The sequence below is a fragment of the Embleya sp. NPDC005575 genome (genome assembly GCF_040605455.1).
Taxonomy (GTDB): domain Bacteria; phylum Actinomycetota; class Actinomycetes; order Streptomycetales; family Streptomycetaceae; genus Embleya.
Genome location: NZ_JBEXCV010000088.1, coordinates 1 through 18,068, shown reverse-complemented (window position 1 = coordinate 18,068; position 18,068 = coordinate 1). Strand labels below are relative to the sequence as shown.

At 71.4% G+C, this 18,068-nt stretch carries 17 protein-coding genes; 13 read left to right on the top strand and 4 right to left on the bottom strand.

All coding sequences use genetic code 11. The annotated features are described in order from the left end of the window. Positions 1-41: 41 nt before the first annotated feature. A complete protein-coding gene (locus tag ABZS54_RS26255; protein WP_355540873.1) occupies positions 42-1,727 on the bottom strand; it encodes an FAD-dependent monooxygenase in 1,686 nt (561 codons plus the stop codon). A 354-nt stretch (positions 1,728-2,081) separates the two neighbouring features. Between ABZS54_RS26255 and ABZS54_RS26250 the strand changes: the two genes are divergently transcribed. The 11 genes from ABZS54_RS26250 (at position 2,082) to ABZS54_RS26200 (ending at position 12,626) form a co-directional block, all read left to right on the top strand. Continuing rightward, positions 2,082-3,350 (top strand): SchA/CurD-like domain-containing protein, encoded by a 1,269-nt coding sequence (locus ABZS54_RS26250; protein WP_355540870.1) that lies wholly within the window; start codon positions 2,082-2,084, stop codon positions 3,348-3,350. Positions 3,351-3,402: 52 nt separating this feature from the next. Continuing rightward, the gene (locus ABZS54_RS26245; RefSeq protein ID WP_355540867.1) at positions 3,403-3,819 is read left to right on the top strand and encodes a cupin domain-containing protein; all 417 of its coding nucleotides are present in this window, start codon (positions 3,403-3,405) and stop codon (positions 3,817-3,819) included. Next, positions 3,816-5,084, top strand: a complete 1,269-nt coding sequence (locus ABZS54_RS26240; RefSeq protein WP_355540864.1) for a beta-ketoacyl-[acyl-carrier-protein] synthase family protein — start codon at positions 3,816-3,818, stop codon at positions 5,082-5,084. The genes ABZS54_RS26245 and ABZS54_RS26240 overlap by 4 nt, the downstream gene beginning before the upstream one ends. Further along, positions 5,081-6,337: a beta-ketoacyl synthase N-terminal-like domain-containing protein gene (locus ABZS54_RS26235; protein WP_355540861.1), complete on the top strand. Its 1,257-nt coding sequence runs from the start codon at positions 5,081-5,083 to the stop codon at positions 6,335-6,337. Before ABZS54_RS26240 ends, ABZS54_RS26235 begins: the two co-directional genes overlap by 4 nt. A gap of 38 nt (positions 6,338-6,375) precedes the next feature. Next, the gene (locus ABZS54_RS26230) at positions 6,376-6,630 is read left to right on the top strand and encodes an acyl carrier protein (protein WP_355540858.1); all 255 of its coding nucleotides are present in this window, start codon (positions 6,376-6,378) and stop codon (positions 6,628-6,630) included. Between the two features lies 1 nt (position 6,631). Then, complete coding sequence (locus ABZS54_RS26225) at positions 6,632-7,114, top strand: SRPBCC family protein (protein WP_355540855.1); 483 nt, start codon at positions 6,632-6,634, stop codon at positions 7,112-7,114. A gap of 103 nt (positions 7,115-7,217) precedes the next feature. Then, positions 7,218-7,550, top strand: a complete 333-nt coding sequence (locus ABZS54_RS26220) for a TcmI family type II polyketide cyclase (protein ID WP_355540853.1) — start codon at positions 7,218-7,220, stop codon at positions 7,548-7,550. 131 nt (positions 7,551-7,681) lie between these two features. Beyond that, a complete protein-coding gene (gene accA, locus ABZS54_RS26215; protein WP_355540850.1) occupies positions 7,682-9,454 on the top strand; it encodes an acetyl-CoA carboxylase carboxyl transferase subunit alpha in 1,773 nt (590 codons plus the stop codon). Continuing rightward, positions 9,451-10,110 (top strand): acetyl-CoA carboxylase biotin carboxyl carrier protein, encoded by a 660-nt coding sequence (accB, locus tag ABZS54_RS26210; RefSeq protein ID WP_355540847.1) that lies wholly within the window; start codon positions 9,451-9,453, stop codon positions 10,108-10,110. Before accA ends, accB begins: the two co-directional genes overlap by 4 nt. Before the next feature lie 20 nt (positions 10,111-10,130). Continuing rightward, the gene (locus ABZS54_RS26205; RefSeq protein ID WP_355540844.1) at positions 10,131-11,522 is read left to right on the top strand and encodes an acetyl-CoA carboxylase biotin carboxylase subunit; all 1,392 of its coding nucleotides are present in this window, start codon (positions 10,131-10,133) and stop codon (positions 11,520-11,522) included. A 66-nt stretch (positions 11,523-11,588) separates the two neighbouring features. After that, positions 11,589-12,626, top strand: coding sequence for a right-handed parallel beta-helix repeat-containing protein (locus ABZS54_RS26200; RefSeq protein WP_355540841.1), 1,038 nt, complete (start codon positions 11,589-11,591; stop codon positions 12,624-12,626). A gap of 47 nt (positions 12,627-12,673) precedes the next feature. Here the strand turns inward: ABZS54_RS26200 and ABZS54_RS26195 are convergent, their stop codons facing one another. Next, positions 12,674-14,155, bottom strand: coding sequence for a multicopper oxidase family protein (locus ABZS54_RS26195; RefSeq protein ID WP_355540838.1), 1,482 nt, complete (start codon positions 14,153-14,155; stop codon positions 12,674-12,676). A gap of 243 nt (positions 14,156-14,398) precedes the next feature. Between ABZS54_RS26195 and ABZS54_RS26190 the strand changes: the two genes are divergently transcribed. Next, entirely contained in the window at positions 14,399-14,737 is a 339-nt protein-coding gene (locus ABZS54_RS26190; protein WP_355540835.1) for a chaplin, read from the top strand. A gap of 179 nt (positions 14,738-14,916) precedes the next feature. Here ABZS54_RS26190 and ABZS54_RS26185 read toward each other — a convergent pair whose 3' ends face one another. Both ABZS54_RS26185 and ABZS54_RS26180 read right to left on the bottom strand, forming a co-directional pair. Continuing rightward, on the bottom strand, positions 14,917-15,738 hold the full coding sequence (locus ABZS54_RS26185; protein ID WP_355540832.1) for an SAM-dependent methyltransferase: 822 nt from the start codon (positions 15,736-15,738) through the stop codon (positions 14,917-14,919). Positions 15,739-16,303: 565 nt separating this feature from the next. Beyond that, positions 16,304-17,092 carry a hypothetical protein gene (locus ABZS54_RS26180; protein ID WP_355540829.1) on the bottom strand — a complete coding sequence of 263 codons (789 nt, stop codon included), beginning with the start codon at positions 17,090-17,092 and terminating at the stop codon, positions 16,304-16,306. Between the two features lie 668 nt (positions 17,093-17,760). Here ABZS54_RS26180 and ABZS54_RS26175 point away from each other — a divergent pair. Next, entirely contained in the window at positions 17,761-18,006 is a 246-nt protein-coding gene (locus ABZS54_RS26175; RefSeq protein ID WP_355540826.1) for a hypothetical protein, read from the top strand. Positions 18,007-18,068 lie beyond the last annotated feature (62 nt).

The following is an 18,068-nucleotide window of genomic DNA, read 5'->3' as shown; positions in this document are numbered from 1 at the left end:
CTCCGGGGCCGGCCTGCTGTTCCCACCGGTGTGCGCGCTTCCTACCGGTCGCGTTCGCCGCCCACCCCGGCGTCCGCCTCGGCCCGGCACGCCACCGCGCGCAGCACCGTGACCATGGTCTCCTCGGGATCCAACTCGGCGGCCGGCACCCGCCAGGCGACGAACCCGTCCGGACGGATCAGCACCGCCCCCTCGTCGGTGACCCCGTGCAGCCCCGCCCAGTCCACGTCCGGCGCGGTGACCAGGTCCACCGACGCGGACTCCGCCTCGGTGCCCACCCGGTGGATCGCCAACGGCACCTCGAGCAGCCGGCTCGCCTCCCGCGCGGCCCGCTGCCACCCCTCGCCCGCCGGACCGGCACCGACCAGCAGCACCGGCGAGGTCTCGTACAGGTCCAGGGTGGACAGCCGAACGCCGGCCCGGTGCAGCCACACGTGCGGGGCGCGGCTGCCGGGCTCGCCGGCGGGCGGGCGGAACTGCTCGGGCAGCACCGGGACTTCGGGGTCGGCGCCGAGCACCGCCGCGGACGCGTAGCGGTAGCCGAGCACCACACCCAGCACGCCGGGTTGCCTGCCGCCGCCCACCGGGGGAGCGTCGTATCCCGGATGGCTGTGCTCGGCCGATCGGGAGGACGCGCGCGCGGCGGTGGCCCGGGCCACCGGTCGGCGCTCGGCCTCGTAGGTGTGCAACAGGTCGGCGCCCGCGTGCCCGTGCAGCACGGCGGCGAGCTTCCAGGCCAGATTGTGCGCGTCCTGGATGCCGGTGTTGGAGCCGAACGCACCGGTGGGCGACATCTCGTGCGCGGAGTCGCCCGCCAGGAACACCCGGCCGACGCGGTAGCGTTCGGCGACCCGTTCGGCCGCATGCCACGGGGCCTTTCCGGTGATCTGCACGTCCAGATCCGGTACACCCGCGGCGGCCCGGATGTGCTCGACGCAGCGCTCGTCGGTGAACGCCTCGATCGGCTCGCCCCGCTCGGGATGCCACGGCAGGTGGAAGACCCAGTGGTCCCGGTTGTCCACCGGCAGCAGCGCGCCCTCGCCTTGACGGTTCGTCATATAGCAGACGATGAACCGCCGTTCGCCGACGAACTCGGCCAACCGGCGGGAGGTGAAGGTGACGCTCACGTTGTGGAAGAGATCGCCCGGGCCGGACACGGCAATGCCCAGTCGCTCGCGCACCGGACTGCGCGGCCCGTCCGCGGCGACCAGGTAGTCCGCCCGAACGCTCTGCCGGCGCCCGTTCGCCCGGGTCCGAACGACCGCCGTGACGCCGTCCTCATCCGGTTCGAAGGACACGAGCTCGGTGCCGAAGCGCAGATCGCCGCCGAGTTCGCGGGCGTACTCGGCCAGCACCGGCTCCAGATCGTTTTGGCTGCACAGGCACCACGAACTGGGACTGAACTTGGCCAGGCCGCCCCCCGGGTCGATCTCCTTGAACAGCCACTCCTGACGGTCCCCGGCGATCGTGTCCGCCTGGAGGATGCCGTGATTGTCGGCCAGTACGGCGGACGCGGCGCGCACCCGGTCCTCGATCCCCGCAGTCCGGAACAACTCCATCGTGCGCACGTTGTTGCCGCGTCCGCGAGGGTGTCGCGAGGTGTCGGCGTGCCGCTCCACCAGCATGTGCGGCACGCCGAGCCGGCCCAGGAACACGGACGTGGACAGCCCGACCAGCGAGCCGCCCACGATCAGGACCGGTACCCGGTGTTCGATCTCGGGATTCATCAGTTCTCCTGCGTTGGCGAGGTCTGCGGACACACGACACCGCTGCGGGAGGCCGTGGTCCGTCGGTGTCCTCCTGTTCCCGCTGAACCCCGATGAGCGGTTCACCGGGGCGAATGTCACTCATATGCCCTCAAAAGATGCAGAGAGTGATGATTCGCCGCCACGCTCGAAGTCGAGGCCGGGTCCCCGACGGACGGATCGCTCGGTATCCGGGTGCACGCGCGGCAAGGCGCGGCGCACGGCTCACACGTTCGCATTTCCGTCCTCCGGGCGGCTTCGGCGCGGCCCGGTCCCCCGGGATCGCCCGCACCGGGCACCACCAGGCAGGCCGAATCCCAAGACCAAAGGAATGACATGGACACCCTCGTCCACTCCGCGGCGAACCCCTCCGTCGACACTTCGTCCAAGCTCCGGGTACTGCTCATGCTGGAGTTGCACGAAGGGTCGGAGCAGCGCTTCCTCGAAGCCTACGAACGCATTCGGCACCAGGTCGCCGCCGTTCCGGGCCACCTGCGCGACCAACTGTGCCAGTCGATCGAGGACCCGACCCAGTGGCTGATCACCAGTGAGTGGGAGGGCAGTTCCCAGTATCTGGCCTGGGTGGACAGCCCGGAGCACCAAATGATGGTGCAGCCCCTGCACGGCTGCGTGCGTGGCACCCGGTCGTTGCGCTTCGCGGTGGCCCGGGAGACCGACCTGCGCGCGGACGCGGCCGGCTCGGTGATCACCAAGGGAGCCGCCGGCGCCAAGGCGAAGGCGGGCGCGACCGGCAAGTCCAAGGCCAAGGCCGGCGCACCCGACAAGGCCAAGGCCGGGGCGAGCGACAAGGCTCGTGCCGGTGGGAGCGACAAGGCGCGGGCGGGCGCGAGCGACAAGGCGCGCGCCGCGGCCCCGGCGATGCCCGGCGTGGTCCGCTGCGCGCTCACCTTTACCGTCAAGCCCGGCAGCGAGGCCGAGGTCTCCCGAATCCTGGCCGGCTACAAGTCGCCGACGGCGCGGGTGAACGCCACGACGTCGCTGCGACGCACGTCGGTGTTCATGCTCGGCAACCGCGTGGTGCGCGCGATCGAGGTGGAGGGCGACCTGCGGGCCGCGCTGCGGCACGTGGCCGAACAGCCCCAGGTGCGGGCCGCCGAGGAGTTGCTGAACCCGCACCTGGAGGAGGCTCGTGACCTGAACGACTCGGAGGCCGCCCGGGCGTTCTTCATGCGCTCCTCGCTGGCCGAGGCGTACCACCTGGAGGCGCCGGCCGGAAAGTCGGCGAAGGGGTCGACCAAGCGCCGCGCGCTGCTGTACCCGGTCCGGCGCGGTTGCGGGGAATCCGCCGCAACCGTGCTCCAGCGCCACGACGAGCGGGTGATCGCGTCCGGATCCGGTCCGATCGCGAGCAGTTCGGTGTTCCTGCGCGGCGACATCCTGATCCGGGTGCTCGACCTGCGCGGCGAATCGCACGACCCGGCGCTGCTGCTGGGCATCGACCGCAAGGAGTCCGCAGCCCGACTGAGCCGGCTCCTGGACGTAGGCGACGACAGCGTGCTGGAGACCGATGCGGGCCTGCGGCACCTGCTGGCCTCGGCTGAGACCACCCTCGTCACCGACCGTCGCGCCGACCGCGACGCCTGATCCCCCGGGCGGCGCCCACTCGGGCGCCGCCCGCCACTTGGAGGTGGCACACATGACCACGCAGACCGTACGCATCGTCAACGTCGACGAGATCGAGCCCAACCGGCGCCGAGGCGGTGACCTGCGGGTCACGCTCGGCCCGACGACGGTGGGATCCACCAGCGGCTTCATGGGCCTGGCCATCATCGAGCCGGGCGACATGATCGCCGAGCACTACCACCCGTACTCCGAGGAGTTCATCCACGTCGTCACCGGAGCCCTGGAAGTCGACCTGGACGGCATCACCTACGAACTCCAGCCCGATCAGGGCCTGATGGTGCCCAAGAAGATGCGGCACCGGTTCCGCAACGTCGGCCGGGTGCAGGCGCGGATGGTCTTCCAACTCGCCCCGTTGGCGCCCCGGCCGGAACTGGGGCACGTCGACACGGAGGGGATCGAGCCCGCCGAGACCGTGGGCGTCGACTCTTGAGGCGCCGGGTGGCGGTCACCGGCGTCGGCGTCGTGGCGCCCGGCGGCGTGGGTGTCACCGCGTTCTGGGACATGCTGATGGCCGGCCGTACGGCGACCCGCGGCATCACCTTCTTCGATCCCACCGGCTTCCGCTCCCGGATCGCCGCCGAATGCGACTTCGACCCGGTCGCTTGCGGTGTTGCCCGGGGCCGGGCCGAGCGCGCGGACCGCTACGTGCAGTTCGCGCTCGCGGCGGCGGCCGAGGCGGTCGGAGACTGCGGTCTGGACCGGGACGCGGAGGATCCCTGGCGGATCGGCGTCTCGCTCGGCACCGCCGTGGGTGGCACCACCCGGCTCGAACACGACTACGTCGCGGTCAGCGGCTCGGGCCGCGACTGGGCGGTGGACTCCCAGCGGGCCGACCCGTTCCTGCACCGGGCGTTCTCGCCGAGCACCCTGGCCTCCGAGGTGGCCGAGGAGTTCGATGCCCGCGGCCCGGTGCAGACCGTGTCCACCGGCTGTACGTCCGGCCTCGACGCGATCGGGTACGCCGCGCACGCGATCGAGGAGGGCCGGGCCGACGTCTACCTGGCCGGCGCCTCGGACTCGCCGATCTCACCGATCACGGTGGCCTGCTTCGACGCGATCAAGGCGACCTCGACCCGCAACGACGACCCGGCCCACGCCTCCCGGCCGTTCGACGCGGATCGGGACGGCTTCGTGCTGGGCGAGGGCGCCGCCGTGCTCGTGCTGGAGGAGCTCGAACACGCCCGGCGGCGCGGCGCACACGTCTACTGCGAGGTCGGCGGGTTCGCCACCCGGGGCAACGCGCATCACATGACCGGCCTGACCCGCGAGGGCGTGGAGATGTCCGAGGCGATCGACCGCGCACTGGCGGACGCACAGGTGGACCCCGCCGCGATCGACTACGTCAACGCGCACGGCTCGGGCACCAAGCAGAACGACCGCCACGAGACGGCGGCGGTCAAGCGCTCCCTGGGCGAGCACGCGTACCAGACCCCGATGAGTTCGATCAAGTCCATGGTGGGCCACTCGCTCGGCGCGATCGGCGCGATCGAACTGGCTGCGTGCGCTCTGGCGATGGAACACAAGGCGGTGCCGCCCACGGCGAACTACCAGACCCCGGACCCGGAGTGCGACCTCGACTACGTGCCGGGGACGGCCCGGCCGATGGCACTGCACACGGTGCTGTCGGTGGGCAGCGGGTTCGGCGGCTTCCAGTCCGCCGTGGTGCTGGACCGCCGGGAAAGGAGACCCCGGTGAACACTTCCGCATCCGGACGCACCGTGGTGACGGGCGTCGGCGTCGTCGCGCCCAACGGTATCGGTGCCGACGTGTTCTGGAAGGCCACCCGCGAGGGCCTGTGCGTTCTGGACCGGATCACCCGCGAAGGCTGCGGCGACCTGCCGTTGGCGATCGCCGGCGAGGTGCGCGACTTCGACCCCACCGCCGTGGTCGAGGAGCGCTTCCTGGTCCAGACCGACCGCTTCACGCACTTCGCGATGGTCGCCGCGGATCAGGCACTGGCCGACGCCGCATTCGGCCCGATGCCCACCTTCGGCGTCGGGGTGACCACCGCGAGTTGCTCCGGCGGCGGCGAATTCGGCCAGCGCGAGCTGCAGAACCTGTGGGGTCAGGGCCCCGGCTTCGTCGGGCCCTACCAGTCCATCGCCTGGTTCTACGCCGCCACCACCGGCCAGATCTCCATCCGCGGCGGCTTCAAGGGGCCGTGCGCGGTGCTGGCCAACGACGAGGCGGGTGGCCTGGACGCCCTCGCGCACGCGGCCCGCACCATCCGACGCGGTACGAACGCCGTCGTGGTCGGCGCGGCGGAGGCCCCGCTGGCGCCGTACTCGATGGTCTGCCAGCTCGGCTACGACGCGCTGAGCCTGGCCCGCGAACCCGGGCAGGCATACCTCCCGTTCACCTCGACCGCGTGCGGATTCGCCCCGGCCGAGGGCGGCGCGATGTTCGTCGTCGAGGATGCGGCCGCGGCGCACCGGCGCGGCGCCCGGGTCCGAGCCGAAGTGGCCGGACACGGCGCGACGTTCACCGGCACCTCGGGCTGGGAACCCTCCCGCCACGGCCTCGCCCGGGCGATTCGCGACGCGCTGGCCGACGCCGAGTGCGCCCCGCAGGACATCGACGTGGTCTTCGCGGACGCCCTCGGGGTGCGCGAGGCCGACCACGCCGAAGTACTGGCCCTGTCCGACGCGTTGGGCGCGCACGCCGCCCGGGTGCCGGTGACCGCCCCCAAAGCGGGCATCGGCCGCGCGTACTGCGGCGCACCCGTCCTGGACTGCGCCGCCGCGATCCTGGCGATGGAACACGGCGTAGTGCCGCCCACCCCGGGCGTCTTCGACGTCTGCCACGACCTGGACCTGGTCACCGGCCGGGCCCGAGCCGCGGAACTGCGCACCGCCCTGGTGCTCAGCCGCGGCCTGATGGGCCACAACGCGGCACTGGTGCTGCGCCGCGGCGACGGCCGGCCCGGTACGCCCGTCCCGACCGCGTAGCGGTCCCCGCAAGGAAGCACGGAAGAAGGAAGCCTGCGATGAACGGACCCTTCACCTACGACGAACTCGCCGCGCTGATGAAGACCTGCGCCGGCGTCACCGCCGATCCGGAACGGATGAGCCTGCCGGGGTCGACGTTCGAGGAATTCGGACTCGACTCGCTGGGCCTGCTCGGGATCGTCTCCGAACTGGAGCGGCGCTATCAGTTCCCGCTCGGCGCGGACGTGGACCAGTGCAAGACCCCGCGCGAGTTCCTGGAAACCACCAACTCCCAACTCACCTCCGGAGTGTGACATGACCGGCCATACCGACAACGACATCGTCATCTCGGCCCCGTTCGACCTGATCTGGGACATGACCAACGACGTGGAGCACTGGACGGACCTGTTCAGCGAATACGCGTCGGTGGAGATCCTCGCGCGCGAGGACGCCAAGGTCACCTTCCGGCTGACCATGCATCCCGACAAGGACGGCAAGGTCTGGAGCTGGGTCTCCGAGCGCGAGGCCGACCGCGACGCCCGTACCGTGTGGGCCCGCCGGGTGGAGACCGGGCCGTTCGCGCACATGCACATCCGCTGGGAGTACCACGAGGTTCCCGACGGCGTGCGGATGCGCTGGGTGCAGGACTTCGCGATGAAGGAGACCGCTCCGGTCGACGACGCGTGGATGACCGACAACATCAACCGCAACTCGCGCGTGCAACTGGAGCTGATCCGGGACCGGATCCAGCAGCGCGCCCGGGAGATGGACGTCGCGCCCACCGCGGGCACCTGGTGACTCGCGCCGTCGTCGGCCTTCCGACGACGGCGCCCCGCCGGCGGGGCCGCGCCCCGCGGTCCCGCCGGCCTTCCAACGAACCGACCGGGAAGGACCACCGCACATGCACCGCACCCTGATCGTGGCCCGGATGAAGCCTGATTCGGCACCCCGGATCGCGGACATCTTCGCCGGCTCCGACACCGGCGAACTCCCGCATCTCGTGGGGGTCACCGGCCGCAGCCTGTTCCAGTTCGGCGACTTGTACCTGCACCTGATCGAGGCCGATCGGCCGCCCGGGCCCGCCGTCGCGAAGGTCGCCGGACACCCGGAGTTCCGCGACATCAGCGAGCGACTGGCCGTGCACGTGAACGCGTACGACCCGCAGACCTGGCGGTCACCGCAGGACGCGATGGCCCGGGAGTTCTACCGCTGGGAGCGGGACACGCAGGCATAGCGGCGCGAACGCAGCAACCAGGAGCCGGCGTTCCCGCCTTCTCCGTCCGAACGTGCCTCGTTCTAGCTCTGGTTCGTCGAGCTGCCTGCGTCCAAGGCCCTGCCCAAGGCCCCTTCGTCCAAGGACCCGCCATGATCGAGACCGACCTCGGGCTCACCGTCCACGCCCGACCCGACTGGGTCAAGTGCGGGCGCTGTGCCGAACTCGTATACGGCAAACGCTTCACCCGGGACCTGCGGGTGTGCCCCGACTGCGGTGATCACGCCCGACTCACGGCGCGGCAGCGACTGGATCAACTCCTCGATCCCGGTTCGGAGACACCGCTGACGGCCGGTCCCAACCTGCACGACCCGCTGGGCTTCGTGGACTCGCGCCCGTACGCGGAACGCCTGGCCGAGGCGCGCGCCGCGACCGGCATGGACGAGGCGGTCCTCGGCGCGCGGGGCACCATCCGCGACCGGCCGGTCGTGGTGGCCGCGATGGACTTCCGTTTCCTGGGCGGCAGTCTGGGCTGCGCCGAGGGCGCGCTGGTCACCGAGGCCGCGAACGAGAGCCTGCGAACCCGCACTCCGCTGCTGTTGGTCACCGCCTCGGGCGGAGCCCGCATGCAGGAGGGCGTGCTCTCGCTCATGCAGATGGCGAAGACCGCACACGCTCTGGCGAAGTTGGACGAGGCCGGCGTGCTGGTGTTGTCGCTGATCACCGACCCCACCTATGGCGGGGTGGCGGCCTCCTTCGCCACACTGGCCGACGTCATCCTGATCGAACCCGGTGCCAGGCTGGGCTTCGCCGGCCCTCGGGTGATCGAGCACACCATCGGCGAACGCCTGCCCACGGGCTTCCAGACCGCCGAATTCCTGCTCGAACACGGGATGGTCGACGCGATCGCACCCCGACCGGCGCTGCGTGCGACCATCCGACACTTCCTCGACTTGGGCGAACCGCGCGGGGCGCACCGTCCCGAGCAGGCGCGGACCGACCCGGGCGCGGCCACGCCCGCCCCGCCGGGGCCGGCAGTGAACGGGCCGGCAGTCAATGGGACGGCAGCGAACGGGACCGCGGTCAACGGTGGCCCGGACGGGGGCGACCAGTGGGAGGCGGTGCGGCTGGCCCGGCACCCCGCGCGACCCACCACCCTCGACTACGCCGGTCGACTCCTGGACGACTTCCACGAGTTGCACGGCGACCGGATCGGCGCGGACTGTCCTGCGGTGGTCGGCGGCATCGGCCGGCTCGACGGCCTGCCGGTGATGCTGATCGGACACCAGAAGGGCGGCGACAACCTCGCCGAACGACAACATCGAAAGTTCGGCATGGCCACCCCGGCGGGCTTTCGCAAGGCCGCCCGGCTGATGCGGCTCGCCGCCAAGCTGGGCCTGCCGGTGATCACCCTGGTGGACACGCCCGGCGCCAACCCGGGACCGGACGCCGAGCGGGACGGCCAAGCCGTCGCCATCGCGGAGAACCTGCGCCTGATGGCCCGATTGTCCACCCCGATCGTCACCGTGATCACCGGCGAAGGCGGCAGCGGCGGCGCCCTCGCGCTCGCGGTCGCCGATCGGGTGCTGATCGGCGAGCACGGCGTCTACTCGGTGATCAGCCCCGAGGGCTGCGCGGCCATTTTGTGGAAGGACTCCGCGGCGGCGCCCGCGGCAGCCGCGGCGCTGCGCATGCGCCCGCGCGAACTGCTGCGCCTGGGCGTGGTCGACCGGATCGTGCCCGAGCCGCCCGGCGGCGCGCACACCGACCCGGGCAAGGCCGCCGCGCTGCTGCGCGCCGCGCTGATCCCGGTCGTAGCCGAGTTGCGCGCGCTGGACAAGCCCCGGCTCCTGCGCGAACGCGGGGACCGATTCCGCAGCTTCGGCGTCGCGCCGGACGCTCGTGCCGAAGGAAGTGCGTCATGACCCCACACCACGGAAATCCCGAAGCGCACGACGCGCACGCCGACGACCACCTCAACCACCACTCCGGCTACGCGGACGGGCGGTGGGTCAAGCCGCTGCAGCCCGCATCCGCCGCGCAGGCGCACCCACAGCCACACGCGCAGCCTGCCGACGCGCCGCAACAGGCGCGCACCGCGCCGGTTCCGCCACGATGGATCCGGTTGCGTTGCGGCGACACCAGCGTCGAGATCGAGTGGCCCGAACCCGCCGCGAACGCCCCGGTGCCCGTCGCCGCCGGTGTGCCCGCCGCCGCGCCGCAGGTCGAGCCGCCGGTCGCGCCGGAGGGCACTCGCCGGTTCGTCTGCGCCCCGATGGTCGGCACCTTCTACCACGCGCCCGAGGTCGGCGCGAAGCCCTTCGTCAGCGTTGGTGACACCGTCCGAACCGGCCAGACGGTGGGCATCCTGGAGATCATGAAGATGATGAACACCATCACCGCCGACGTGTCCGGGCAAGTGGTGGAGGTGCTGGTGCCGGACGCGCAATCGGTCGAATACCAGGAGCCGTTGATCGCGATCGAGCCGCGCGCGGCGGGCCAGGACGCGCGCGCCGACCACGACGGCGGACCCGACGACCGTCCCGGCGCGGGCCGTGGCGGCCCGCACACCCAGCACTGACAACGACCGAGGGGGTCCAGGTGTTCTCGACCGTGCTCATCGCCAACCGAGGGGAAATCGCCCTGCGGGTGGCCCGCACCTGCCGCGAACTCGGCATCCGCACCGTGGCCGTGTACTCGACCGCGGACCGCGATTCCGCCGTGGTGCGCTTCGCCGACGAGGCCGTGCACATCGGTCCGCCGCCCGCCAGATCCAGCTATCTCAACATGCCGGCGATCATCGAGGCGGCCCGGCGCACCGGTGCGCAGGCGATCCACCCCGGTTACGGATTCCTGTCCGAGGACCCCGACTTCGCGGAGATCTGCGAGGCGAGCGGGATCACCTTCATCGGGCCGCCGCCGCACGTGATGCAGCGGTTGGGCGACAAGAGCGAGGCGCGCGCGGTGATGGCCGCCGCCGGGCTGCCTGTCCTGCCGGGCAGCGACGGCGCGTTGGCCTCGCCTGCCGAGGCGGCCGAGATCGCCGCCCGGATCGGCTACCCGGTGATCCTCAAGGCGGTCGCCGGCGGCGGCGGTCGCGGCATGAGCGTGGTGCGCGACCCGGACGAGTTGGCCTGGGCGTACCAGGACACCCGGGCCCGGGCCCGTGCCGTGTTCGGGGACGAACGCCTCTACCTGGAGCGCTACATCGACGACGCGCGGCACGTCGAGGTCCAGGTGTTGTGCGACCGGCACGGCGGCGCGGTCCACCTCGGCGAGCGGGACTGCTCGGTGCAGCGCCGGCACCAGAAGCTGGTCGAGGAGTCCCCGGCCCCGCACCTGCCGACCGAGGTGCGCGACGCGATGTGCGCGGCGGCGCTGCGCGGTGCGTCCGCCGTCGGCTATGTGGGGGCGGGCACCTTCGAGTTCGTGGTCACCCCGGAACACCGGTTCCATTTGTTGGAAATCAACTGCCGGATCCAGGTGGAGCACCCGGTGACCGAGATGGTCACCGGCGTCGACATCGTGCGCGAACAACTCGCCATCGCAGCCGGCGCGCCGCTGGCGTTCGGTCAGGAGGACGTGGTGCCGCGGGGGGTGGCGATCGAGTGCCGGATCAACGCGGAGGACCCGGACCGGGGGTTCGCGCCGACACCCGGTCGGCTCACCGAGTTCGTGCCGCCCGGCGGACCGTGCGTACGGATCGACACACACGCCTATCCGGGGTGGACCGTGGGCCCCGACTACGACTCGCTGCTCGCCAAGGCGATCGTCTGGGCGCCCGACCGGGACCAGGCCATCGCGCGCGCCGAGCGGGCGCTGAGCGAGTTCCGGGTGGCCGGCGGCGGCGTGCAGACCACCCTGGGGTTCCTGCGCCGGTTGCTCGCCCACCCGCTGTTCCGCGCCGGGAAACACTCCACCGGCTTGGTCGACACGATGACCTCGGACCCCGTCGAGGTCGCCCCGGTCGCTCTACCCGAGCCCGTTTCCTGAACCACACCACTCTCGCTTTGCCTCTTTTATCCCCCCTCCCCCTCTCATGAAGGCAGAACATCGCTCATGCACGCACAACGGCTGCTTCCCCTTGTCTGCGCCACCTTCCTGACCACGCTGGGCTCGGTCCTGGCACCGGCCGCGCACGCCGACACCCGGCACGTGGTCCATCCCGGCGAATCGATCCAGGCGGCCGTGGACGCGGCCGTGCCTGGCGACATCATCGAGGTGCTGCCCGGCAGATACCCCGGCAGCGTGCTGATCGCCACGGACGGTGTGACGATCCGCGGGGCGGGCGAGCGTACCGTGATCACACCGGGTGAGCCGGGCGCGGCGAACGCGTGCGCGGCGGCCGGTCACGGTATCTGCGTGTTCGGCACCGCGAAGCACCCGGTGTCCGACGTACGGATCCAATCGCTGGCGGTCACCGGCTTCGCCAAGACCGGGGTGATGGGCAGCGCCACCGAACGAATGTGGGTGCGGCGCGTGTTCGCGCACAACAACGGTGAGCACGGTATCGGCCAGGAGAAGTCCACTCGGGCCGAGTTCACCGACAACACCACCGACGACAATGCCCAGGCGGGTCTGTTCCTGGCCGACACCGCCGATGCGATGGGCGCGAGCATCGCCCGCAACCATGCCTCGGGCAACCGGCTGGGCGTGTTGATCCGGCGCGGGCGCGCGTTGGTGATCGAGTACAACGACCTGACCGGGAACTGCGCCGGCGTGTTCATCGTGGGCGACGAAACGAAGCCGGTGGCCGGGGCGTTGGCGATCCGCCGCAATCGCATCGACGCGAACAACAAGTATTGCGCGGCCAATTCACGACTGGCCTTCATCCAGGGCTCGGGCATCGTGCTCACCGGCGCCCAGGAGACGCAGGTGAGCGGCAATCAGGTCCGGGACAACCGGGGTGAGTCGCCGTTGTCGGGTGGCATCGTGATGGCGCCCAGCTTCGCAGGCGGGCCGACCGCGAACAACGTGATCCGGGACAACGTCGCGCAGCGCAACGAGCCGGCGGACCTGGCGAACCGGGACGCCGCGGCGGTCAACACGTTCACGGGGAACGTGTGCGGCCGTTCGGAGCCGGCCGGCCACTGCTGACCGACTCCGATGCCTGCCGGCGGCGACGCGTTCGACGGCGACCCGGCTCAGCCCGGCCCCGACATGCCCGACATGCCGGGGCCGGCAGGCGGGGTGTCGCCGTAGCCCAGGGTCGCCATCATGCCCAGCTCGCTGTGATAGAGGTTGTGGCAGTGCAGCATCCACTCGCCGGGGTTCTCGGCGAGCACGTCCACGGTGACGCTCTCCCGCGGACGGACCACCACGGTGTCCTTGCGCGGACCGCGGCCCGTGGGGACCTGCACCTGGAAGGTGTGCCCGTGCAGGTGGATCGGGTGCCACATGCGGGTCGTGTTGGTGAAGGACAGCCGGACCCGCTCGCCGACGGCGACCGGCACCCGCAGCGGCGGCGTGTCGAACGTGGCGGTGCTGCCGAGGGTCCAACCGGTTCCGTTCGGCCCGCGGCCCAGCACGAGATCCACCCCGCGTGCGGGCGCGTCGCCCAGGTCGACCGAGGGGTCGGCGACCAGGTCGGTGAGGGTGGGCCGTCGGCCGTTCAACTCGGGCACGTCGACCGAGGCCGGCGGCGCCTCGCCCGCCGAGGTGCGCACCACGGCGAACGCCCGGGAGTCCTTGCCCTCGGCGGCGGCCACCAGCGGGAACACCCCGTCGCCCAGCGTGACCAGCACGTCGTAGCGCTCGCCCATCCCGATCAGCAGCGTGTCCACCGTGACCGGCAACACCGAGTATCCGTCGGTGTGGGTGACCGTCAGCTCGTGCCCGCCGAGTGCGACCCGGAACGCGGTGTCCGCTGCGGCGTTGATCAACCGCAGCCGGATGCGGCGTCCGGGGGCGTCGGTGAACTCCTCGGGGGCCTGCGGGGTGCGGCCGTTGACCAGGTAGTGCGGGTAGGCGATGTGGCCGGCGATGCCGCCCAGCAGGGTGCTGTGCATCTGCACCGCGTCGGGTCGATCGCGGATGTGGACCAACGCCGCGTCCGGGTCGGTGCCGGTGCCGGTGCCGTCGAGCCAGTCGTCCAGGACGACGGTCCACTCCGCGTCGTAGCCGAGCGGCTCGGCCGGGTCCTCCACCACGAGCGCCCCGTAGGCCCCGCGGTCGAGTTGGGTGCCCACGTGCGAGTGGTAGAAGTACGTGCCCGGGTCGGGCGCGGTGAACCGGTAGTCGAAGACGCCGCCCGGTGCCACCGCGACCTGGCTGAGCCCGGGGGCGCCGTCCATCGCGGAATCGACCCGCACGCCGTGCCAGTGCACCGTGGTCTCCTGCGGCAGGTTGTTGCGCAACTGTGCGGACACGGTGCCGCCGGCGGTGACTCGGATCTCCGGGCCGGGCACCCGGTCGCCGTAGCCCCACGTGCGCACGGTGCGCGAACCCAGGTCGACCGTCACCGGCGCCGCGTCGAGCAATACGGCGGTCTCCGCGACGGGGACCGCGGGTCGCGGTGCGGCGGGCCCGGTTCCGAGCAGCGTCCGCGGGCCGCCGGCGAGCAGTACGGCGGTGCCGGCCGTACCGAACAGCAGGGCGCGGCGGGTCGGGTGGGAGGGGACAGGCAAGAGGCGGCCCTGCTTCCTGATGTCGGCTTCGATCGGCTTCGCCCGCGAGGTGGCGCCGGCGCGGTTCGGCGACGAGTACCCCGCGCCGACCTGCCGAACACGCCGCCTCGCCCCGACATCTCGTCGGCCCCGACGAGTGCCGCCACCTGGGTGAACACCTCGAATCACCAGTTGCCTGCCGGGTTTCGGGTCGTTGCACCGGGCGGTCGCGCCAACCGCGGCGCCATCCGAAACGGAGATCAGATGAACACGTTCAAGAAGACCGCGGCCCTGGGCGTCGGCGTCGCCGCGCTCGTCATTTCGGGCGCGGGCGTCGCCAACGCCGGTTCCGAGGCGCAGGGCGCGGCGGTCGGCTCGCCTGGCGTGCTGTCCGGCAACAACATCCAGATCCCGATCCACGTGCCGATCAACATCTGCGGCAACAGCCTCAACCTGATCGGCCTGTTCAGCCCCACGATCGGCAACGTGTGCGCGAACATCGACGGCGACCACGACAAGGGCGAGCACAACCAGGGCGAGCACGACAAGGGCGAGCACCACATGGGTGAGGCGCAGCAGCACGGTGGCGGCCACCAGGGCTGACCCGTCGGCGCCGCTCGTCCTCCGGCCATAGCGCTCGACACCGCTGTATCGGCGGCCCCTCTGATGCGGACGGATCCGAGGGGCCGCCATGCCGGGCAGACGGCGTCTTCGGCGGTGGGGCACGTGCCAACGTCACATGCCGGACGTGCCTCCGGCACCGGCCGGTGTGCTCCCGGCGGTTACGGCTTGCGTCCCACCGCGCCGTACATGGCCACATCCGGGGTTTTGTCGCCGGACTCGGGACGCCAGCGGGAACACGAGAGGACGCCGGGTTCGAGCAGTTCCAGGCCGTCGAAGAAACGCTCGATGTCCTCGGGCGAGCGCTGCTTGAGTTTGGGCGTGCCGTGCGCGTTCCAGAACGCCACGGCGTCGTCCACGTCCGGCGGTGCCGGGGGGCTGGTCACCGTGTGGGACAGCGCCAGGTGACTGCCGGAGGGAAGCGCGTCCAGCAGTCGGCCGACCGTCCCGTACGCCTCGTCGTCGTCGTTGACGAAGATGATCACTCCGAGCAGGACCAGCGCGACGGGTTGCCCGAAGTCCAGCGTCTTGGCCGCGCGGGCCAAAATCTCGTCCACGTCGCGCAGGTCGGCGTCGATGTAGCGGGTCGCCCCCTCCGGACTGCTGGTCAGCAGGGCCCGGGCATGTACGAGCACCAGGGGATCGTTGTCGACGTACACGATCCGCGATTCCGGGGCCACACTCTGGGCGATCTCGTGGGTGTTCCCGGCAGTCGGCAGGCCTGTGCCGATGTCGAGGAACTGGCGGATGCCCAGGTCGCCGGCGAGATGGCGGATCGCTCGGCCCAGGAATTGCCGGTCGGCGAGCGCGTAGTCGCGCGTCCCGGAGTGGATCGCGGCGATTCGATCGCCGGTCTCGCGGTCCACGGGGTAGTTGTCCTTGCCGCCCAGCCAGTAGTTCCACACGCGGGCTGTATGCGCGACCTCGGTGTTGATCTTCCGCTCTGGTAAAGCCGACTCTGCGTCGAGTATGGACTCGGCCACGAACTCTCATCTCCGGATGCCGGGTGGGGTGGTCCAGGCCAATCTAGGCGCCTGACACACCCGGCCGACAGGCGTTGCGGTGAACGTCCCGTCACGTTCGGCAAACATCCTCGGCTGCCGGCGCCCGGTTGGTGCGATGCCACGCGGCCGACGGCGGCATCCCCTTCGGAGCGAAGTGCGAGTCACCGGACCGGGGTTGCCCTCCCGGGGGCAGCCCGTCCGGTCCGTGTGCCGGATCCGGCGATGCGGGCGAGTCAGGTCGTGGGGGTTCCGGCGCGTTCGTCCACGTCACCGCGCGGCACGGTCGGGTGGCCGATGGGGCACGCGGCAACAGGGCGCTGACGGGTGTCGTGTGCGGCGGGCGATCGTCGTCGGGTGCTTCGAGGTGGCCTGGATCATGGGTGACGACGCGGCCGCTCAGGATGTGGGCCGCCGCGTCGAGGCCGCCTTCGGGCCGGCCGGAGCGAGTCGACCCGATCGACGACGACACCGCCGGCTCGGGGTAGCCGCAAGGCGTACCGTCGAGCCGGCGGTGGCCGGTGCATCCGGGCGTACCCGGGGTGGTTCAGGCGCCGGGGCCGGTGAACAGACCGCGGCCGGCCTTGATCGCGCGCCCGGCCTTGACCAGGCCCTCCGTGGAGGTGCGCACGCTTTCCATCCGGCTCTTGGTGGCGGTCTCGCCCAGGGCCTCGGTGAGTTGGCGGACGTTCATGGGCTCGCCGGTGCCTTCCAACAACGCGGCGATCTCGTCGCGCAGGTGGGAGCGGACCGGGCGAGCGGCCGCCGGTTCGGGCGCGATCGGCTCGACGGGAGCCGCCTTCGCGCGAGTGGTCTTCTTCTTGGCGGTGGACTTGGTCGCCGGCTTCGCAGCGGGCTTGGTGGCGGGCTTGGCGGTGGCGGACTTGGCCGCCGGAGCCTTACGCGCCGACGCGGCCTGTATCCGCGTCTTCTCCTTCGTGGCCGCAACCGCCTTCCGCTTCCGGCTCGGAGCCGGGGCGGCGACGACGACCTCTTCGATCGGTGCAGCCTCGATCGGCGCTTCCTCGACTGCGGTCTCTTCGACCATGGCCTCCTCGGCCGGCGCCTCCTCCACCGGCGCGACCTCGGCCGGCGCCTCGACGACGGGCTCAGCCTCGACCGGCGCGACCTCGACCGGTGCGACGGCTTCGGCCTCGACGCGCGGCAGCGGCACCAGCGGACGGATCAGCGCGAGGTGCTCCACCGCGCTGAGTCGAGCCGCCAACTGCCTTTCCACGTCCACCAGTTCCTCGCGCAGCCGGTCTCGCTGCGCGGCCAGTTCGGTAGCCTCCTTCTCCAACGAAATCCGCAGTTCGTCCACAGACGATGCGACCATCCGGCGACTCCTTCTCTTGCCACTGGGACATGGAAGGGTGAACGCAACCCACTGACGGGGCAGACGATTCCCCTCCCGGCGGGCGGGGACATCCCACCCGCGCTGCGCCCATGATCCACCGAAACCGGTTTCCGCGGGGCGGCGGTATCCAAGTGTGATGAACGGAAGGCCCCGATGGTGTAGGGAAAACGACATCGGTGATGGGTTTTTCGAGGATCGACTCGACGCACGGCAAGTGATTCGGGAACCGATCGACGCCGTGGGCCGTTGTTCGGGAATGACTGCGCGGTACCCACCCACCGGCTCGGGCCGGATGGGTGTCCCAGGCCCGGAGAACGGCGAGTTCGCGTTCCGCGGTGATGCCGAGTGCGCGTTGCGGACCGGATGAGTTCAGCGGACGAGACGGTGGCCTTCGGCAGGTCGTCGTCGGGCGAACCGGCCCGAGGAGCCGAGGATTCGTCGACCGGCAGCGGCGGCCAGTCCCGGCGGACGTTGACCGTCGTCCGCGTGACTCGCGTGGCCCGGCTGGGGTTCGGGCTCACCGGCTGTCCGGGCGCGAGGGTTCGGGCGTGGGGGTTCGGGATTGGTGGTTGGTGCTCGTTCGGCGGTTCACTCGATGAGGTGAACGTGGGCTGCCTCTCCCGGTTGCCCTGGGCATGATGCGAGACATGAAGGCTGAACGCACGACCGACGACCGGCATCGCTCCCGAGAGCGCCGGTCCGCCGCGCGGCCCTGGGCGGCGGCGCCCGGCCGGCTCGGTTTTCCGTTGCACGAGTTTCCGTTGCACGAACTCGGCCGGCCCGCGTTCGCCGACGACCGGGAACCGGATCCGGTGCGACTGTTCGAGGCGATCAGCCACACGCAGGGTGCGGTGTCGGGGTTCGACGCCGACGCCGAACGGAGCCCTCGATGACAGCCTTGTTCGAGCCCGACCCGGGCGCCGTGCCAGGCGCGGCGCGCGAGCTGCGCCGACCG